The sequence below is a fragment of the Synechococcus sp. W55.1 genome (assembly GCF_047461655.1).
Lineage (GTDB): Bacteria > Cyanobacteriota > Cyanobacteriia > Thermostichales > Thermostichaceae > Thermostichus.
The window spans coordinates 1-17,886 of the sequence record NZ_JANSHN010000011.1; the positions used below are offsets into that span (position 1 = coordinate 1).

General features: G+C 59.3%; 21 protein-coding genes. 14 read left to right on the plus strand and 7 right to left on the minus strand.

What is annotated here, in order from left to right; translation table 11 throughout:
* Both NW816_RS06955 and NW816_RS06960 read right to left on the minus strand, forming a co-directional pair.
* On the minus strand, nucleotides 1-964 hold a 964-nt coding region (locus tag NW816_RS06955; RefSeq protein ID WP_414408681.1), incomplete at its 3' end, for an RNA-guided endonuclease InsQ/TnpB family protein.
* A gap of 155 nt (nucleotides 965-1,119) precedes the next feature.
* Complete coding sequence (locus tag NW816_RS06960; RefSeq protein ID WP_414408682.1) at nucleotides 1,120-2,805, minus strand: S-layer homology domain-containing protein; 1,686 nt, start codon at nucleotides 2,803-2,805, stop codon at nucleotides 1,120-1,122.
* A 309-nt stretch (nucleotides 2,806-3,114) separates the two neighbouring features.
* Between NW816_RS06960 and psbE the strand changes: the two genes are divergently transcribed.
* From psbE to NW816_RS07000, 8 genes are all read left to right on the plus strand, one after another.
* A complete protein-coding gene (psbE, locus tag NW816_RS06965; RefSeq protein ID WP_011433109.1) occupies nucleotides 3,115-3,360 on the plus strand; it encodes a cytochrome b559 subunit alpha in 246 nt (81 codons plus the stop codon).
* Between the two features lie 76 nt (nucleotides 3,361-3,436).
* Nucleotides 3,437-3,568, plus strand: coding sequence for a cytochrome b559 subunit beta (psbF, locus tag NW816_RS06970; RefSeq protein ID WP_011433110.1), 132 nt, complete (start codon nucleotides 3,437-3,439; stop codon nucleotides 3,566-3,568).
* Nucleotides 3,569-3,573: 5 nt separating this feature from the next.
* Nucleotides 3,574-3,699 (plus strand): photosystem II reaction center protein L, encoded by a 126-nt coding sequence (locus NW816_RS06975; protein ID WP_011433111.1) that lies wholly within the window; start codon nucleotides 3,574-3,576, stop codon nucleotides 3,697-3,699.
* Between the two features lie 143 nt (nucleotides 3,700-3,842).
* The gene (locus tag NW816_RS06980; protein WP_414356643.1) at nucleotides 3,843-3,962 is read left to right on the plus strand and encodes a photosystem II reaction center protein J; all 120 of its coding nucleotides are present in this window, start codon (nucleotides 3,843-3,845) and stop codon (nucleotides 3,960-3,962) included.
* Between the two features lie 102 nt (nucleotides 3,963-4,064).
* Nucleotides 4,065-4,331, plus strand: coding sequence for a transposase (locus tag NW816_RS06985; RefSeq protein WP_414356642.1), 267 nt, complete (start codon nucleotides 4,065-4,067; stop codon nucleotides 4,329-4,331).
* Nucleotides 4,332-4,468: 137 nt separating this feature from the next.
* A complete protein-coding gene (locus tag NW816_RS06990; protein WP_011433113.1) occupies nucleotides 4,469-4,939 on the plus strand; it encodes a photosystem I reaction center protein subunit XI in 471 nt (156 codons plus the stop codon).
* Between the two features lie 38 nt (nucleotides 4,940-4,977).
* Nucleotides 4,978-5,091 carry a photosystem I reaction center subunit VIII gene (locus NW816_RS06995; RefSeq protein WP_414408683.1) on the plus strand — a complete coding sequence of 38 codons (114 nt, stop codon included), beginning with the start codon at nucleotides 4,978-4,980 and terminating at the stop codon, nucleotides 5,089-5,091.
* A gap of 304 nt (nucleotides 5,092-5,395) precedes the next feature.
* A complete protein-coding gene (locus NW816_RS07000; protein ID WP_414408684.1) occupies nucleotides 5,396-6,304 on the plus strand; it encodes an ARPP-1 family domain-containing protein in 909 nt (302 codons plus the stop codon).
* Between the two features lie 15 nt (nucleotides 6,305-6,319).
* Here the strand turns inward: NW816_RS07000 and NW816_RS07005 are convergent, their stop codons facing one another.
* From NW816_RS07005 to NW816_RS07025, 5 genes are all read right to left on the minus strand, one after another.
* A complete protein-coding gene (locus NW816_RS07005; protein ID WP_414408685.1) occupies nucleotides 6,320-7,753 on the minus strand; it encodes a 1-acyl-sn-glycerol-3-phosphate acyltransferase in 1,434 nt (477 codons plus the stop codon).
* A 340-nt stretch (nucleotides 7,754-8,093) separates the two neighbouring features.
* Nucleotides 8,094-9,698 carry an Hsp70 family protein gene (locus NW816_RS07010; RefSeq protein WP_414408686.1) on the minus strand — a complete coding sequence of 535 codons (1,605 nt, stop codon included), beginning with the start codon at nucleotides 9,696-9,698 and terminating at the stop codon, nucleotides 8,094-8,096.
* Nucleotides 9,698-10,261 carry a helix-turn-helix domain-containing protein gene (locus NW816_RS07015; protein ID WP_414344372.1) on the minus strand — a complete coding sequence of 188 codons (564 nt, stop codon included), beginning with the start codon at nucleotides 10,259-10,261 and terminating at the stop codon, nucleotides 9,698-9,700. The genes NW816_RS07010 and NW816_RS07015 overlap by 1 nt, the downstream gene beginning before the upstream one ends.
* 48 nt (nucleotides 10,262-10,309) lie before the next feature.
* On the minus strand, nucleotides 10,310-10,852 hold the full coding sequence (locus tag NW816_RS07020) for a hypothetical protein (RefSeq protein ID WP_414408687.1): 543 nt from the start codon (nucleotides 10,850-10,852) through the stop codon (nucleotides 10,310-10,312).
* Nucleotides 10,853-11,106: 254 nt separating this feature from the next.
* Nucleotides 11,107-11,445 (minus strand): hypothetical protein, encoded by a 339-nt coding sequence (locus NW816_RS07025; protein WP_414408688.1) that lies wholly within the window; start codon nucleotides 11,443-11,445, stop codon nucleotides 11,107-11,109.
* 229 nt (nucleotides 11,446-11,674) lie between these two features.
* Between NW816_RS07025 and trpB the strand changes: the two genes are divergently transcribed.
* The 6 genes from trpB to NW816_RS07055 form a co-directional block, all read left to right on the plus strand.
* Nucleotides 11,675-12,928: a tryptophan synthase subunit beta gene (trpB, locus tag NW816_RS07030; protein ID WP_414408689.1), complete on the plus strand. Its 1,254-nt coding sequence runs from the start codon at nucleotides 11,675-11,677 to the stop codon at nucleotides 12,926-12,928.
* A gap of 37 nt (nucleotides 12,929-12,965) precedes the next feature.
* The gene (locus NW816_RS07035) at nucleotides 12,966-13,700 is read left to right on the plus strand and encodes an AMMECR1 domain-containing protein (RefSeq protein ID WP_414408690.1); all 735 of its coding nucleotides are present in this window, start codon (nucleotides 12,966-12,968) and stop codon (nucleotides 13,698-13,700) included.
* Entirely contained in the window at nucleotides 13,690-14,454 is a 765-nt protein-coding gene (locus NW816_RS07040) for a pantothenate kinase (RefSeq protein ID WP_414408691.1), read from the plus strand. The genes NW816_RS07035 and NW816_RS07040 overlap by 11 nt, the downstream gene beginning before the upstream one ends.
* A gap of 53 nt (nucleotides 14,455-14,507) precedes the next feature.
* The gene (aroC, locus tag NW816_RS07045) at nucleotides 14,508-15,644 is read left to right on the plus strand and encodes a chorismate synthase (RefSeq protein ID WP_414408692.1); all 1,137 of its coding nucleotides are present in this window, start codon (nucleotides 14,508-14,510) and stop codon (nucleotides 15,642-15,644) included.
* Between the two features lie 12 nt (nucleotides 15,645-15,656).
* Complete coding sequence (gene radA / locus NW816_RS07050; RefSeq protein ID WP_414408693.1) at nucleotides 15,657-17,051, plus strand: DNA repair protein RadA; 1,395 nt, start codon at nucleotides 15,657-15,659, stop codon at nucleotides 17,049-17,051.
* A gap of 218 nt (nucleotides 17,052-17,269) precedes the next feature.
* Nucleotides 17,270-17,886 (plus strand): Uma2 family endonuclease (locus NW816_RS07055; RefSeq protein ID WP_414408694.1); only part of this gene is annotated, 617 nt, incomplete at its 3' end.

Consider the following 17,886-nt stretch of genomic DNA (forward strand, 5'->3'; position numbering starts at 1 on the left):
GAACCCCACCGACAGAATAGACTTGTTTAGCCCTGCCTTGCGCTTCCCACCCTTGCGGGTCATCCCTTTGACATGCAACTTCTCCGTTACGCCGTTCGCCTATGGCGGCGCGGAGCGCTTCGCCATAACGACAAGCTATCTCTGATGTCACTTTGTGTTGCCAGTCTTTGCGCTGACGGGCGACTTTGGCTTTGAGTCGGGATTCCCGCTGATGGATTTTCCGCCAACGACGGGACGCTTTCACCCCCTTCTTCGGAGCGCGCTTGCATCGCTTCAACTTGGCAAGCTTGCGTATCTTCGCCTCACTTCTCTGGGTAAAGCGGGGATTGGCGATCTTCTGAAACTCAGCCCCATCAAACAGGGTCAGGGCGGTCTCTGTACCCAAGTCATAGGCAACTATAGATTCGTACTGCAAATCCGACTGTGAACCAAACTTAGGTTCAGGTATCGCCACCTCCACCGTCAACGACGCAAACCACTGCCGTCGGGACAGCTTGTAAACAAGGGTCAGCGTAGTGGGCACACCCCAGTTCCTAGCCTTGCCCCGCATCTTGAGGGTCATGCCCACATCATTCAGCGTTACGGTGCCGTGCTTCCCCGTGCTGTTGACCTTCCACCCCGACCGGGCAGGATACGTCCAGCCTGAATACCGGCGAATGGACTTGAACCTCGGCTTCCTACTCAGTCCTTGAAAGAACCTTTGGTAAGCATAATCCACCCGCTTGACGGTAGCTTGCAGGGCTTGGGAGTTCAGTTGGGCAAACTCCACCCACACCTGCTTGAATTCGGGGAGTAGGTTCTGCTGTTCCAGGTAGGTCACCGTTCGGCGGTGGAGGTGGTACTCGGTTTCCCGATGGGCAATGCAAGCATTGTAAAGATAACAGTGCAGGCGACGGGCCTCGAGCAAAGCCTTTTCCTGTGCTTTGCTGGGATACAGTCGAAAGGTCTGCCTTCTTGTTGCCATGTGCACACTCTATCCTAGTTCTGAGGGCTTTATCCCCCGAACAACCGATCCGGTGGTGCTATCCATCCCCACTCTACAGAGGGTGGGGAACTCCGCACGTTTTGTTAACAAATCTACAATACCCTGATTTTAGTTGACCCTTTGCAGGGATCCCGCTAAGGGGCGATGGTAATGGGCGAGGGGCTGGTTTGGGTGGTCTTTTGGCCCCCTCTTTGCAAAATCACCTCGATGATGCCGTTGTTGACCGGCTGCATGTTGAAGGGCAACTGCTGTTGGGTTTCGTATAGGCCCGGCGCCACCTCCCGCATTTCGACTTCCGGCGTTACCCCAACAATCCGAAAAGCAGCCCGCCCCCCTGGATCCCCTCGCATGGTGACTTTGAGAATTTCTCCCATGCGCAGATTGGTGCTGTTGGTGGTGACACTGAAAATCTGGGGCAGTCCCGTGGCGACGGGTGCGGAAACCGGCTGAATGGTGGAGCGGGTTCCTCTGGAGCCATCGATGGAAAAAGGAAAAATCTCCCGATGTTCCTGGCTGAGGCCGTCCTTGGTGAGCACAATCCTCAAGGTGGGATTGTTGGCCTGGTGGGTGGGGGCTACCACGTAGGTGCCTTCGTAGTGGTTGGGTCGTACCTCCCGCATCGGCTGGTTCAGGGCCAGATTCCCCAGATCAAACTGGGCGATCCCTCCAGATTCCCCCCAAATGGCAATGGTGAGAATGTCCCCTTCCACCAAGTCGCGCTGGGGATCCAAGCGAATGGCCTCAATGCGCGGATAGCGATTGCTGGCTGCAGTCAGAGGGGCTGGCTGCGGCAGAGGAGCTGGGGGCGGAAATACTGATTCCACTGGCGGAGGAGCAACATTGCCCAAGGCCAGTTGAGGTAGCCGCCGTTGAACGCGGGTACTGACGCCATTGAGGGTCAACTGAATACTGATGTCGGGGCCAAAGACGGCATCCTGAGGACCAAGGCTATAAACTGCGCGGTAGTAGCCGGGCTGCACCTCCTGCATCGGCAGACCCTGAACCACGCCGCCGATATCAACCGTAGCCCTGCCGTTGGGAGTGGCCTGCGCTTCAATGGTCAAGGTTCCCCCTGCAGGAACACTTCCTCCCTCGGGAGTGATCCGCGTTTGGAAGATTTCGGGTTGGACAGTCTCGGCCACCCGGGCTGGGGAGGGACGCAACTGGGCCACAGGGGGTGGCAAGGGCGGAAGCTGACCGCGATACACCAGGGCCTGATGCAACAACACCGCCCCTTCTGCTCGCCTCAGCACGCGATTGGGCTGAAGACGAGCTGGATCCGGCACATTCACCAGCAGCCCCGCTTCGCCTGCCATGGCCACAAAAGCCCGCCCTACCTCCGGCACATCAGCCGCATCGGTGTACAGAGCCATCCAGCGCTCAATGTCGGCCTGGGTGGGAGCAGGCAATTGCAGAGCCCGCACCAAAATGGCCAGGGCTTCCAGGTGGGTGATATCCCCTTGCGGGCGAAACTCGTTGCCCTCGTATAGGCGCATGGCCCCCGCCTGCAGCACGGCTTGGGCAGTCCAATAGTCGGGGGTGTTGGGCTCCAGGTCGCGAATCTCCTGCACCTGGTTGGGATTGGGAATGTAGCCGAAAAACTCCGTCAGCCACTGGGCCAATTCCAGACGGGTCAGGGTGGCTGACAGGGGTTCTTGGGTGATCACCACATCTGTCTGACGTTCCAGAGCCGCCACGTAGGGGTCGGTCCAGGCCAGCGAGGCTTGCTGCTCCACCCCTTGGGACCAAGCCGGCAAGCTGACACCCGACCAGCCCAGCGTCCAACACAAGCTCAGAGCTAGGGGCCACGAGCACCGCATAGCTGTCACTCCTGTTCCAACAACATCCCCTCAGGGCCAGCTTATCTCAAACTTCCGCCCCATCCTCAAGCCCTCGATGCCCCTTGGGATTGCGCCCTTTGGCAGTGAGATTCTGAAAACTCGGGTAAGAAGGTTCGCCGCAGGGATCCCTTAGGAGATTTTACCTATGCAAGACGGGATCCGGCTTGACAGCAAAGGGCCTAAGCAAGGGTCTCGTAACTTGTAGTTGTGCATCCAAATCCTTATCATTGTGTTATAGACTCAGAAAGTTCAGAAAGCACTTTTGCCCCTACCCTAGGGAGGAGTTTCATGGCTGGCAGCACCGGAGAGCGACCTTTTGTCGATATCATTACCAGTGTCCGCTACTGGGTTATTCACGCCCTGACCATTCCCGCTTTGTTTTTGGCAGGCTGGCTTTTTGTGAGCACTGGCCTGGCCTATGATATTTTTGGCACCCCGCGCCCCAATGAGTATTTCACGGCAGAGCGCCAGGAGTTGCCGATCGTTAGCGATCGCTTCAATGCTCTGGAGGAGCTGGAGAGGCTGACTCGCTAGGAGTGCCCGTGGGTAAGTGGACTATTCGTTGTTGCAATTTGTAAGTTGATTGAGCTTTTTGCGTAGGGTGATATCTATGGCCACTAAATCTGATGAACCCGTTTTTTACCCTGTTTTTACCGTCCGTTGGCTGGCGGTACATACCTTGGCGATCCCAACTGTTTTCTTCTTGGGAGCTATTGCTGCAATGCAGTTTATTCAACGGTGAACCCAATGGCTGATCAACCCGAAAGGAATCCCAACTCCCAACCGGTGGAGCTAAACCGCACTTCCCTTTACCTGGGTTTGCTGCTGGTGTTTGTGGTTGGGCTGTTGTTCTCCAGCTACTTTCTCAACTGAGGCCAGGATCCCACTCTGCTCTTCTTAGAGTTGAAAGGGGCTGGCAAGGGATACAGTTGGATTTTGGCCAGCTTTTGTTCCCTTATTACCGAAAATGTAATTGCTGCTAGTTCCGTCTTTAGTTCTTTTGGAGACCAGTTGCTATGACCAGTCAAGCAAGGATCCCTTTGTGGATAGTGGCCGTGGTTGCCGGTTTGGGTGTGCTCACGGTAGTTGGGCTTTTCTTCTATGGCTCCTATGTGGGCTTGGGCTCGAGCCTGTAAGTTTGAGGTTTTTAGTCTGTTAGTCTGGTAGTAGCCCGCAATAGGTAGGGGTACAAAGCCGCATGGTTTTTATGGCCTAGCTGAATTCAGTTAGGCCTTTCGATGCTGTTGTATCTACCACTTTTTCCGGGGCTACCCATCACGTTGAAATCCTTTTTGGTGACCAATGCAGGGGAGTCTGTTCCAGTTCCCCAGTATTATCGCCAAGCACAAAAGCGGTTACAGAGATTACAGCGGTCATTATCCCGCAAGAAGCAAGGGTCAAACCGCCGTAAGAAAGCCTTAAGGCGAGTGGCGAAGGCCCATCTCAAAGTAGCCAATCAGCGCAAGGATTTCCACTACAAGACAGCCAACTGGTTGTTAGGGTGAGTGTTGAGAGGATGTCACAAGAGCTATCTCTGTGTTAAGAGAGCATGAACTTTTTTAACGATCCGGATGGCAGTTGCCGAGAAGGTAACTTAGGCCCCGTAGAATGAATCGCAAAATTCCAGGCAGGACTTTCGGACATGGATTACATTCGCACCTTTAACGACGATCCCTGCGAGGGGCATCTTTCGACGCCCATCAGCGATTCTCCTGTCACCCGTCTGTTTATCAACAATCTTCCCATCAACCGTCCTGGCCTGTCGCCGCTATTGCGGGGGCTGGAAATTGGGCTGGCCCATGGATATTTCTTGGTGGGGCCGGAAATTGTGCTGGGGCCGCTGCGGGATTATCCTGAGGCAGCTAACTTGGGCGGGCTGGTCACGGCGATGGCGATTGTGCTGCTGGGAACCGCCTGTATGTCGGCCTATGGCAGCGTTACCTTCGGAAACAAGCCGGAGACGCCGGGGGCCGCTCCTCTGGCTACAGCTCGGGGTTGGGGGGATCTGACGGCAGGATTTTTCTTGGGAGGTATGGGTGGCGTGTTCGCTGCCTATTTCCTGCTGGAGAACTTTGCCGGGATCGACGCCATCTTTCGAGGGCTGGTGAATTAGTTGTCAAGTTTGTCACATCACTTGAGAGGAGCAAAATCATGACCGGTTCTTACGCTGCTGCTTATCTTCCTTGGATTTTCGTCCCGATTGTCGGCTGGCTGCTTCCTGCGGTAGGCATGGCAGTGCTCTTTCTGTATATTGAGCGCGACTAGGCCTGGAGTGTTTGATACTCATTGGTGCTGATTCATTTCGATTGATTTCAGAATAGAGATCAACCCCAGATGGTGAGGCAGGGATCCCTTTTTTAGGGATCCCTCTCTTTTGGTCAGGATGATTTCCATCCGCGCTACCAGAGTCCCGAAAGGCGAAGGCTGTCCCCTCACCTCTTTTTTTTAGGAAGGGAGCATTTCCAAAGGACTTTAGATTGGAGCAGGATCCGGCGAGCTGATCCCAAGCCAACAAGGGGAAGGGCAGCTTCCGCAACACCCTTGCAACTTCAACGAGAAGGAGGAGTCGATGGCCAGCCTTAACTTTCCAACCCTGCGTATTGGGGATCCCATTCAAGAGGGCAGTTTCCAGGTTTTCCCTCTCTTTTCTCAGGGGGAGCAGGAAGTTGCCTATCGCCTTCCAGAACTGCAAACCCAGGAAGCAACCATCACCGAGGTGAGCGAGGCTGGAGCAGTGCCCTACCTGGCTGTGGAAAACCACAGTGAGTCTCTCTTGCTGCTGATAGAGGGGCAAGAGCTGATGGGGGCTAAACAAAACCGTGTCCTGAATACCACCGTTCTCATCAAGCCGAAAAGCAAGGTCACAATACCTGTTTCCTGTGTGGAAGCTGGGAGGTGGCACTTCCTGTCTCGCGAGATGAGGGATGCGGAGCGCTTTGTCTCCAACAAATTGCGGTACGAACTGAAGAGGGGTGTCTACGAGTCGCTGAAAAAGAAGATGGGCCATTATTCCAACCAAGGAGGGGTATGGAACACCGTTGCCCGTCTTCACCAGGAGCTTAATATCATCTCCCCGACCAGCGCCCTCAGCGCTGCTTATGAGGCTTACGAGCAGGAGATCGAAGAGTTCCGCAAGGACATCACCTACGTTGAGGGGGCAACTGGCCTAGCCATTGCCCTGGATGGCCGTGTGCGCTCGCTGGATCTCTTTGGAACGGCGCAAACATGTAGCCGGCTGTGGCCTCGCCTGGTGGCCGGGCTGTCCCTAGAGGCTCTCCGCAAAACGAGTTCGCCAACCAAGGCCACTGTTGAGGATGTTCTCCAGTACTGGACTGACGTAACTCAATGGCCCTGGGAAGCCGTGACCACAGTGGGCGAAGGTCAGGAGTACCGGGCAGAGTCTCAGCGGGGCGACCAAGGCTCAGCTCTGTTCTATGATGGGAAGGTGGTTTATCTTTCAGCAGTCTCTCGGCAGTAGTGCCAGGCTTCTCACCTAAGCTGGTTCCCCCTTTGGGGGATCCCTAGAAACTGGAAAAAACTGGAAACGAGTCAACTCCAGAACCGCTTGCATGGCTGCCTGGCGGCCTTGGCGGTACTGCTCCCACCGCTCGCTAACGGAGATGGGATCCCCAACGGTTACATGAACCCCCCGCCAACCTAGGCGGGGGCGGGCCGGGTAGGATTCCCCTCGGAGGCGGGCCAGCACATCAAATAGGATGAGGGCGGTTTCCGCCAGCCGCTCAAAGGAGGGTTTGCTCAGCAGATACTCTTCCTCCACCGCCACGCAGCTTTCCACCAAGCGCATGTGCTGTAGGTAGAGCATTGCCTGGTGGGCCTTCCAGTCCAACAAACCCCGCTGCAGGGGAGACAGGGATCCAGGGCGCCGCAATTCCTCTCGGTAAATCTGGATCCAGGCGGCTTCTTCAATGCGGCGGCAACGGCTGTTCCAATCTCCCTGGGGAGATAGGCCGAAGTAGGTCTCCGCAGTTTCCAGAGCTTTGTGGAGCAGCCGCCCCAGGCGAGCGTTGAAGTGGCCAGGGGCTAGCCTCTGCTCTAGCGGTGGCTCTTTATCATCTCTTTCGGAGACAAAAGGAGGTAGGTCGTAGAAGGCTTCCAGTTGTTCCAGGAGGTGCTGGGCCAAGCGACAAATCCGCCGGGCGCAGCGAAGGTTGGGGCTCTTGGGGGATCCAGGCTCTGGCTTTGGAGGGGTCAACCCACTCAGGTGCTCAAGGCGCCCCAGCAGGCGCTCCAGCTTTGTCCAGGAGGGATCCGTATAGTAGTAGCGAATCCCGATGGGCAGCAAAATGACGGTCTCTGAGCGACCAGCTTTGGCCAGGTCCTCGGCGCACCAAAAGCACAGCTGAGCCATTCCCGGTTCCAGGGGATTGATCCGTTCGCTGTGGCCGTTGGTGGCTCCTTCTGGGGCGATTGCAAAGGGAAATTGCCCATCCAGGAGCAGTTGCCGGGCCGCCTTTAGCGCCACCCGATCCACCCTCCGACCGCGGCGTATAGGGATCCCGCCCAGGCGAGACAACAGCCACCCCAGCGATTCCCCTCCCCAGAGGGGCATGCCCCGGTCGTAGAGAAAATGGGCGTGAAGGGGTTCTCGAAGGCGGATCCCTTGTCGACGGGCGGCTTCGGGCACCAGGCGAGATAGAACGTACAGGCCCACCAGCGGGTCATCCACCTCCACATGTCGGAAAGCCAGGACTAGGCGAATTTGACCCTCCTGGAACTGGTGGTAGAGCCGCGCCAAGATCTCCGCCCCTGTGGCCTCGATTTTGGCAATGCCGGAAGGAAGCCAGCGCCGCACCCTCACCCGCAAGAGCAGGGGCAGGATCCCGTGGACGAGCCGTAGCACCCAGGCGCTATAGGCGGGCGGAATAAAGTCGAGGGGAGGACGGGCAAAATGGGTCGGTGGTGACAAGAGCAAGATTTGTTCCCAAGGTAGCTCAAGAGAAGAAGTGTAGTTAAACGCAAATCAGATTCATATCCCATCGCTCAGATTATTCATCAAGTCGCTACAGAGATCACTGGATATGCAGCCATTCTCAATCAATAATCAATATCAACAATATCAATGATTGAGATCCTTCCCCTGAGACCCCACGCCGTCGGCGCAACCGCTCTCTACTCTCCTCAAGCCCCCGACCCCTCTCTCACAAGGGGAGATGAGAGTTGGGAATCGTGGCCATGTCGTGCCCTTTACATTGCTTTCTTTGTCTTCCGTTGCAGTGAAGACGCTCTCTTCTCTCTACTTTCGTCTCTTAACTCAAGGTGGCTACAGGCTGGGCCTCTGCCAAGAGCGCCTGAGTTTGCAGGTCGGTGATGGTGACCAACAAGCGCCGCGAGCTATCAATGGCAAATTCGACGCGAAGGCGATCCTCTCCCACGCGGCCAGGGGGCTGCAAACGGGCCAGACAAACCGGTAAGGACTCCGTCTCGCTGAGGCGAATGGGCAGGGATCCAAGAGGAGCTAGGGATCGGAAATCGGTTTGCCGGGTGAGCTGCCGGCTGCTCATCCGCCCCAGCTCGTCGTAAACCACTTCCGACTGGACTACCTGGGCCACTTCTCCCACCTCTAGGCGAATCTCCGTTTGTCCGTCGTTGGCCACTTGCAGGATCAAGGGCTCAGCCCGTCGGCAGGGATAGGGGCTGCCCTGTTCGAAGAGGGGGTAGTAGATGTAGCTTTTCTGCAAGGGATCCCAGAGGCGGATGGCGTAGCTGTGGTGCAGGCGATCCTCCAACTTCACCTGGCGGCCCACCTGCAGGGCGCCCAGGGCCACAGCATCGAAGGGGCGTTCGCAGCGCACTTTCTTTTTGCCGAAGTAGGAGCGGAGCAGATCTTGTACTACTGGCAGTTGGGAGCTTCCTCCCACCAAGAGCACCTGCTCAATTTGGTTCTTGCCCAATCCCCTCGCCTGGGCGGTGAGGAGAACGTCGTCTAGGCACTGGCGGATTTGATCCAAAAGCTGACGAGCTTCCAGGATCTCTTCCAGCTCCTGCCGGCTTAACTTCAACTCATGGGCAGTGAGGGCTTCGTCGTCAAACCAACTGCCCACCGCTTCCATCTGAGTGGAAAGGGCGATCTTGAGCTGTTCCGCCTGCTCCAGGAGGTTGAGCCAGCCCAGAGCTCCAATTTGCTGTCGGCTTAGCCCCAGTTGCTGCAGTAGGTAGTCGGCAATCCAAATGTCGATGTCCACCCCGCCCACATAGGCATCGGCCTTGGCGATCACCTCCGCTTTGAGGACAGGGCTACCCGCTTGGGGAGCGAGGGTGCGCACCAAGCTGAGATCCAAGGTACCGCCGCCGAAATCCACCACCAGCACTAGGGATCCCGGCTGGCCAACCGCATAGCCCAGGGCTGCTGCCGTGGCTTCATCGACAATTTGAACGGGATCCCAGCCACAGGCACTGGCCACTCCCCGCAGCCAATTGAGGTAGCGCTCAAAAGAGCCGACAGGGGCGGTGAACACCAGCTGTTGCGGCTGCAGGTGTTCTTTCGGGACAGCTTCCATCACCGTCTGCAAAAAAGCTTGGGCCACCCTCTCGGCGTCGTAGCGCTCTCCATCTAGAACTCGCGGCGGAGGGACAAACTCCGCCACCAAGTCCCGCTTAAACCCCTGAAACAGCCGTTGCGGATCCACTGCCCCCCACCGACCGGCGCGCACGGTTTCCCCCACCAGGAGCTGGCCTTTTCCCTTCACGTAGACCAAGCTGGGAATAGCCGAGTGGTCTGGGCGAGAGAGGCCGGGAAGAGTGAGGAGACGGGGCACTGCTTGGGCGGGATCCCAGCCGGCGACCACGGTGTTGCTGGTGCCAAAATCGATGGCCAGCGTTGTAACCAGGAGCTTTGGAGGTGGGGATGCCATCAGCTCAATCCTCCGGGCAGAGAGCGGCTGACTTTGGCCGGGCAAAGGATGTGATCTCCCCGACGGTAGCCGACAAAGCGAATGTAAACGGGATCCCCCTTTTGAATATCCAGCTGATCCGGTTGATGCAGTTGCGGATCAAAGGGGACGGACTCCAGAGGGTTGCCGATGGGCTCATACCCCCAGCGCTGCAGCAGAGCGTCTAAGGAGCGAAACAGAGCTGTCACGTTTTGGGCCGGCCAATCGGGCTTGCGCTGGGCAATCTGGCGGACGGTGGGGTAGCTGGTCAGCAGCGGCTGCAGCAGAGAGAAGAGGACTTCTGAGGAATCGGTGGCTCCCATTTTGTCATTCCCGTTGAGGCGCAGTAGGGATCCCAAATCCCACTGCAGAGCGGCAGCCAACTTTTGCAGTTGCTCCAGGCGCAGGGATCCCCACTTCCCCTGGCGCACCTGATCAAGGGCGCGGCGGCTGATCCCGGCCTGGGCCTGTAAAGCCCGCCAAGAAGACAGGCCAACAACCCGCATGCGTTCCTGCAGCCAACTATCCAGCGGTCTCTCGGCCATTGGGTTTTGCCAGGGATCCCTACGATCATGCCCCAACTTGGGTCTAGCTCAGGGATCGGCAAGGCGCAGGGAACGGGCTATAGCTTCCACATCTCGGTCATAGCGCTCGCGCCGGCTGGCCGGGTACACGAACTCAAAGCCAGCTTGCAGCGAAGGGCGGACAACTGTTTTGAGATAGAAAATCCGCTGGCCAAAGGGCTCCGCACCGCTGACACGAACGGGCTCGTAGCCGGAGACCACAAAGAAATCCCGGCCAACAGCTTGGTAAGTAACCCGGCGTTGGTTTTCCCGGCTGCGCTGCAGCTCTTCCTGCAGGGCGCTGGCAGGGGTTTCTTGAAAAATGTTGTACCCACCCCAAACCCGCAGCTCAGCCCCGTCTTGACCGAGGAACACTTGGCCGTCGCCATTGTCGGATTCCCCTTGCGGGATAAAGTCTGCCGGGTAGTCGATGCGGTAGCCGAAACGGGCATTGAGATAGGGCCGGAAACCGGCTTGGGCAACGGGAAGGGCGGGGGCGGGAGCAATGACTGGGATCCCTGCCCCCAGAATCAGTCCGGCAAGCAGACAAGCTAGGCGAGCAGCAGACTTCATGGCTTTGATGGTTCCACTCTGTAGCCATCCTAAGCTCTCTCACCCCCAGCCCCTCTCCTAGGGGGACAGAATTTGGTTTGTCCAGGCTCTTTCCCAAAAGACAAGGGGAACGGGAATCCAAGTTTCACTGCCGTTGAGAATGGGCCGGTTGCGTCGCTTGTATCTGGGTGCCACTTGAAATAGTGGATATGGCATCTTTTTCGAGAGTTTGAAATAAAGTGTTGATTTTTGGGCCATTATTTTGTTGACCAAGTTTAAGTTTGCCGATTGGCGTCAGGGTTTTGGCCGGAGCGCAGCCGTTCGATGTCTTCTCTTGCCCGCTGGATAGCGCTGCAATTGTCTACCGCTGCCCAGGTAGAGGCCAGAAACAGCCCAGGGAGAGAAACCTCTCCTTCTTCGTCGCTAAACAACACGCCGATGAAGAGACACCACCCCAGAAAGATCATCAGAGCTTTCCACCGCCGCGTGTAAATGTAGGCTGCAAAAGCAAGCAGAATGGACAAAAAGATCGCCACCCCCTGAGACTTTTGAGAAAGGACATAGGTACGACGAATTTCTGCATCCGCTCTTTTTTGATCTTCTTGCCGCAGCAACTCTTGTAGATGTTCGTCTATAGGCCACCCAAACCTGACGGCCTCATCTTAAAAATCCTTGGAAGCCCCCTGTTCAAAGACAATTGTTCGGGATCCCTGTTGGGGGAGAACGGCAGGAAAAGAGAGGAGAGGTTGGCCACCCCCCCTTCTCGAGTTCCCAACTTCTGTAGAATGGGAAAGCTCGTCTCAATCTCTTATTGCAGGCTGCAAGGCCCGGACGGATTTTGCCATGACCTCAGCTCCTCTTGCTTCTCCCCCTCGTGTTTTGGATCCCCTTGACCCGCAGGTGCGTCCAGATCCCCAGGGGCGGTTTGGGCCGTTTGGGGGTCGGTTTGTGCCGGAAACCCTGATGAGCGCCCTAACGGAGCTGGAGGAAGCCTTTGAGCATCACTGGCGGGATCCCGACTTTCGCGCCGAGTTTCACAACCTGTTGCGGGATTTTGTTGGGCGGCCCAGCCCCCTCTACTTTGCCCAGCGGCTAACCGAATACTACGGCGGCCCGCAGATCTACCTCAAACGGGAAGATCTCAACCACACCGGCGCCCACAAAATTAACAACGCCCTTGGCCAAGTGCTGCTGGCGGTGCGCATGGGCAAGCGACGGGTGATCGCCGAGACCGGCGCCGGGCAACATGGGGTGGCCACGGCAACCGTGTGTGCTCGTTTTGGGCTGGAATGCGTTATCTACATGGGGGCACTGGATATGGAGCGGCAGGCCCCCAACGTGCAGCGAATGCGCCTTTTGGGCGCTGAGGTGCGGGGAGTGGAATCGGGCACGCGCACCCTCAAAGACGCCCTCTCCGAGGCCATCCGCGACTGGGTAACCAACGTGGAGACCACCCACTACGTCATCGGCACGGTGGCGGGGCCCCACCCTTACCCGAAGCTGGTGCGGGCCTTTCACGATGTCATTGGCCAGGAGACGCGGCAGCAGTGCCAGGAAAAATGGGGAGGGCTGCCGGATGTGTTGCTGGCCTGTGTGGGAGGCGGATCCAATGCCCTGGGCCTGTTTAACGAGTTTGTCCGGGATCCAGGGGTGCGGCTGATCGGCATTGAAGCCGCCGGAGAAGGGCTGCACACGCCCCGCCACGCTGCCACCCTCAACCGCGGTCGGATTGGAGTCCTGCATGGAGCCATGAGCTACCTACTGCAGGATGAAGAAGGGCAGGTGCAGGAGGCCCACTCCATCAGCGCCGGCTTGGATTACCCCGGTGTAGGGCCCGAGCACAGCTATCTGAAAGAAATTGGACGAGCCGAGTACTACGCTGCCACCGATGATGAGGCCGTAGAGGCGTTGCTGCTGCTGTCGCGGCTGGAAGGGATCATCCCCGCGCTGGAGACGGCCCATGCGCTGGCCTACCTGAAAACTTTGGCCCCACAGCTCGGCCCTCAGCAGCGGGTGGTGGTCAACTGTTCTGGGCGCGGCGACAAGGATTTGAACACCGTTTTCAAGTATTTGCAGCAGAGAGGGCGTAGCTTTTAGAGTACGGTTGTTGTGACCACCAACGGGATTCTCTTGGGTGTTCACCTGCCGAGTTCACTTCACGGTTCGATTGCTGGGTCTTCTCGGCCTGCTCCTGGCTGCGGGGCTGGGCTTGTGGACGGGATCCGTGGGTGGTCCGCACCGCTGGCACAACCGCACGGGCGAGACGGAGTTCAATAAGGACTCCGTCCCGCTAACGCGATCAGCAGGGATCCCCTCTCCCAGCCGGCGACAACCTCTCCCTGACACCCTGCCGGCGCTGGCGCGTCAGGCCATTGCCTACTACTTCGCCACCGGCCAGGTGCTGCCACCTCCAGAGGAGATCCCGCCCCACTGGCGGCGCTCTGCGGGGGTTTTTGTAACGGTGAGTACAGAGGGTCGGCCCCGCGGCTGCTGGGGCAGCTTGGATCCCAGCGGTGAGGATCTGGCCAGGGCCACCATCCGGGCGGCGGTGGGGGCAGTCACCCGCGATTGGCGCTACGTACCTCTGCAACCCGGGGAGCTGGAGTCGGCCTCCATTCAGGTAGCCATTGTGCGGCGGGTGGTGCCCATTGCGTCGGCGGGACGGAGTCCTTTTGCCGCTGTGGAGCAGGTGGATCCCACCCGCATGGGCCTATTTGTCCGCTCTGGAACCCGGGGAGCGGTGTTGCTGCCGGGAGAGGCTTTGACGACAGAATGGCAGCTTGCTACCGCTAAGAGGTTGGCCGGGATCCCTGCCGACCAGCCGGTGGAGCTGTTTCGCGTGGAGGCAGAGCTGCTGCATGAGTTTTGAGGAGGGGGCAGATCTCAGCGCTTCGCACCGCTGTCGTGAATGGCTGGCAGCCGTGCTGGGCAACACTCACGTGCGCTGGGGCTGGTTTGTGGGGGAGACCCTGGTGAAGGTGGAGCAGTTTCCTGCCCACCAGCCCTTGTCCTGGCCGCAGCAGACAGAGCTGTGGCTGGCTCCTGTGGGCTCTGCCCCCCTGCCGCCAGCATCGCCCTGGGTGCATCAGTTGGAGCTGTCGCAGGTGCCGCTGCGGGATCCCTACCCGGGGTTGGGGCTGGATCGGGCTTTGGCCCTGTGGGCTGCTGGGATCCACTACGGCTGGCCCTGTTTGGTCATCGACGCGGGTACTGCCCTGACCCTCACAGGAGCTGACTCTGAAGGATCCCTGGTGGGAGGGGCCATCTTGCCCGGCCTGGGGTTGCAGGCGCAGGCGTTGGCTGATCACACAGCCCTGCTGCCCAAAGTGCAGTGGGATCCGCAGGATCCCTTGCCCCCTCGCTGGGCCAACGACACCGTGGCTGCCATCCGCAGCGGCATCCTCCACACCCTCTTGGCTGGCTTGCGCGAGTTCATTGCCGACTGGCGTCGCCGCTTTCCCCAAGGCCCCCTGCTGCTGACCGGCGGGGATGGAAAGTGGCTCCACCCTCACTTGGGCCCGCTTGACCCAGAGCTGCGCTGGGATCCCCACCTGGTGTTGCGGGGAATTGCCGGCTGCCGCCAGCTGCACCGCACTGCCCGCCACTCCCCTAGTGCAGAATAGAAAACAGTCTCTCCCAGCCGCCTGCGAGTAACGGCTTCTTGCTTGGGGATCCCATGGCCAACGGCAACTCCTTCGGTGTCCTGTTTTGCGTGACCACCTATGGCGAGTCCCACGGGGGGGCGGTGGGGGTGGTGGTGGATGGCTGCCCGCCCCGCCTGCCCTTGAGCGAGGCCGACATTCAAGCGGAGCTGGATCGGCGTCGCCCTGGCCAGAGCTCCATCACCACGCCGCGCCAGGAAGCCGATCGCTGCGAGATCACTTCGGGAGTCTTCCAGGGCCTCACCCTTGGCACCCCCATCCACATCCTGGTACGCAACCAGGATGCCCGCCCCCAGGATTACAGCGAAATGGCCACCACCTTCCGCCCCTCCCATGCCGATGCCACCTATCAAGCCAAGTACGGCATCCGCAACTGGCAGGGGGGAGGACGGGCCTCAGCGCGAGAAACCATTGGCCGGGTGGCTGCCGGGGCCATTGCCAAGAAGATCCTGCGCCTAGCGGCAGGGGTGGAGATCCTGGCCTACGTGCAGCGGGTAAAAGATGTGGAAGCCCAGGTGGATCCCGCTTCGGTGACGGCAGAGCAGGTGGAAGCCAACATCGTCCGTTGCCCCGATCCAGAAGCGGCAGCAGCGATGATCCAAAAAATCGAAGAGGCGGCGCGGGAAGGGGATTCGCTGGGGGGAGTGGTGGAATGTGTGGCCCGCAACGTGCCGCGCGGGCTGGGATCCCCGGTGTTTGACAAGCTGGAGGCCGACTTGGCCAAGGCGGTGATGTCCCTGCCAGCCAGCAAGGGGTTTGAGATTGGCTCGGGGTTTGCCGGCACCTACCTGACGGGCAAGCAGCACAACGACGAGTTTTACATGACCCCCGGCGGCTGGCGCACCCGCAGCAACCGCTCCGGCGGCATCCAGGGGGGCATCAGCAACGGCGAAGACATCGTCCTGCGGGTAGCCTTTAAGCCCACTGCCACCATTCGCCAGCCTCAAAACACCGTCACCCTCAATGGGCAAGAGACGGTTTTGGCGGCGCGGGGACGCCACGATCCCTGTGTCTTGCCGCGGGCAGTGCCGATGGTGGAGGCGATGGTGGCCCTGGTCCTCTGCGACCATCTGCTGCGCCACCACGCCCAGTGCGGATCCCTGGTCTTGCCGGAGGTGCCCCTCCCTGTCGCCGCTGCTCCCCAGGCCTAGGAGTCCCCGGCTATGGCCAAGGCCAAAACCGTCTGGGAGTGCAGCCAGTGCGGCGAGCGCTATGCCAAGTTTTTGGGCCGCTGCGACCATTGCGGCGCCTGGAACACCCTGACGGAAGTGGTCGTCGCCCCAGCGGCCAAGTCCCCACGGGCCCAAGCCCTCGCTCCTAGGTCCAACCGCGCCAATGGGATCCCCCGGTCGGCCCTCCCCCTCTCCCAGGTCTCCTCAGATCGCCACCCTCGCCTCTCCTCCGGCTATGGCGAGTTTGACCGGGTGTTGGGAGGTGGCATTGTGTCGGGATCCCTGGTGTTGATTGGCGGGGATCCGGGCATTGGCAAGAGCACCCTGCTGCTGCAGAGCGCTGCCCACCTGGCCAAGAGCGGGCCCATCTTATACGTGTCGGGGGAAGAATCAGCCCAGCAGATCAAGCTACGCGCCGAGCGGCTGGGGGTGGAAAGCGAGCAGCTCTACCTCTTGGCCGAGACCGACCTGGAGGCCATCGTGGCGGAGATCCAGGCTCTGCAACCGCAGGTGGCGGTGATCGACAGCATCCAAGCCATCTTCTGGGGGCAACTCACCTCGGCGCCGGGATCCGTTTCCCAGGTGCGGGAATGCACCGGCCTGTTAATGCGGCTGGCCAAAAAACTGGGGGTGGCTCTGCTGATTGTAGGCCATGTTACCAAAGACGGATCCCTGGCCGGGCCGAAGGTGCTGGAGCATCTGGTGGACACGGTCTTGTATTTCGAGGGAGATCGCTTCCAAAGCCACCGCCTGTTGCGCGCCGTCAAAAATCGCTTTGGGGCCGCTCAGGAAATTGGGGTTTTCGAGATGGCCGCATCCGGCTTGGTGGAGGTGGACAATCCTTCTCAGCTTTTCTTGAGCAGCCGGGATCAGGCCATGCCCGGAACAGCCACCATCGTTGCCTGCGAGGGCACCCGCCCCTTGGTGGTGGAAGTGCAGGCCCTGGTCAGCCCCACCAGCTACAGTTCCCCCCGCCGCACCTCAACCGGCATTGAAATCAACCGCTTTTTGCAGATCTTGGCCGTGCTGGAAAAACGGGTGGGGATCCCTCTTTCCAAATACGATGCCTACATCGCCTCTGCCGGCGGTATTCAGGTAGCCGAGCCAGCTGCCGACTTGGGGGTAGCAGTGGCCGTGGCCGCCAGCTTCCGGGATCGACAGGTGGATCCTTTTACAGTCCTGATTGGCGAGGTGGGACTGGGGGGGCAGGTGCGCCCGGTGGCCCAGTTGGAGCAGCGCTTGAAAGAAGCCAGCAAACTGGGGTTTCGCCACGCCATCATCCCCAACAGCCCTGTGTTGTCGGATCACGGCCTGCGCCTGAGTCGGGTGCAGCGGGTGTTGGAAGCCCTGCTGGTGGCTGTGCCCGGTTCCCAGAGCGCAGAGTGAACATCCCCTTGCCTTCCACCCGTCGCCGGCTGCTGGGCTCTGCTGCGCCTATCTCCAAAGGCCAAGCTCGGCATCCGCTGCTTCGGTGGCATGTCCATCATGTTCCCGAAAACTTTTGTTACCCTCGAAAAAGGCTACGCCTGCTGGGCAAACAGCTCAGCAGCCTTAGCTGAGCCCTAGTCCGTAGTTAGCAACACCAGCAAGGGATCCCGGTGAGCATGGTTTCCGCACCCTCCAGCCCAGTCCAGCCCTCGATGCCAGAGACGGCATTTCCTCCGCCACCGGATAAAGGCTACACCCGCTGCGCGAACAGCGACCTGGTCATCGAGGATGATGAGCCCGCGGACAGCATTCTCTCCAAAAAGCTGCAGCGCCTGCTCACCAGCGCTCTCTACGCCTCCTTCCAGCCCAAGGCCGAAGACACGGGGGAGCTGATCCCCTTTTTGGCCACAGCCAATATTGGCCTGTTCTCTGCCCTCAAACTGCCCCCCCTGATGCCCGATGTGACGCTCAGCCTGGAGGTGGCTCCCCCCGCCAGCTTTGAGCGCAAGGAAGATCGCACCTACCTGGTCTGGGAGATGGGTAAGCCGCCGGATGTGGTCATTGAGATTGTCTCCAAGCGCAAAGGGGAAGAGCTGGGCCGCAAACGCAAAGACTATGCCCGCGCCGGCGTCAGCTACTACGCGGTCTACGATCGCACAGCGGGCGTAGCCTCTCCCTTGCGGCAACTAAGGGAACTGCAGGGATCCCCTCTGGCCCTTTTTCAGCGGCGGGGAGGTGAGTTTGTCCCCTTCGCGTCCACATGGCTGGAGGACAAAGGACTCCGTCCCGCTAA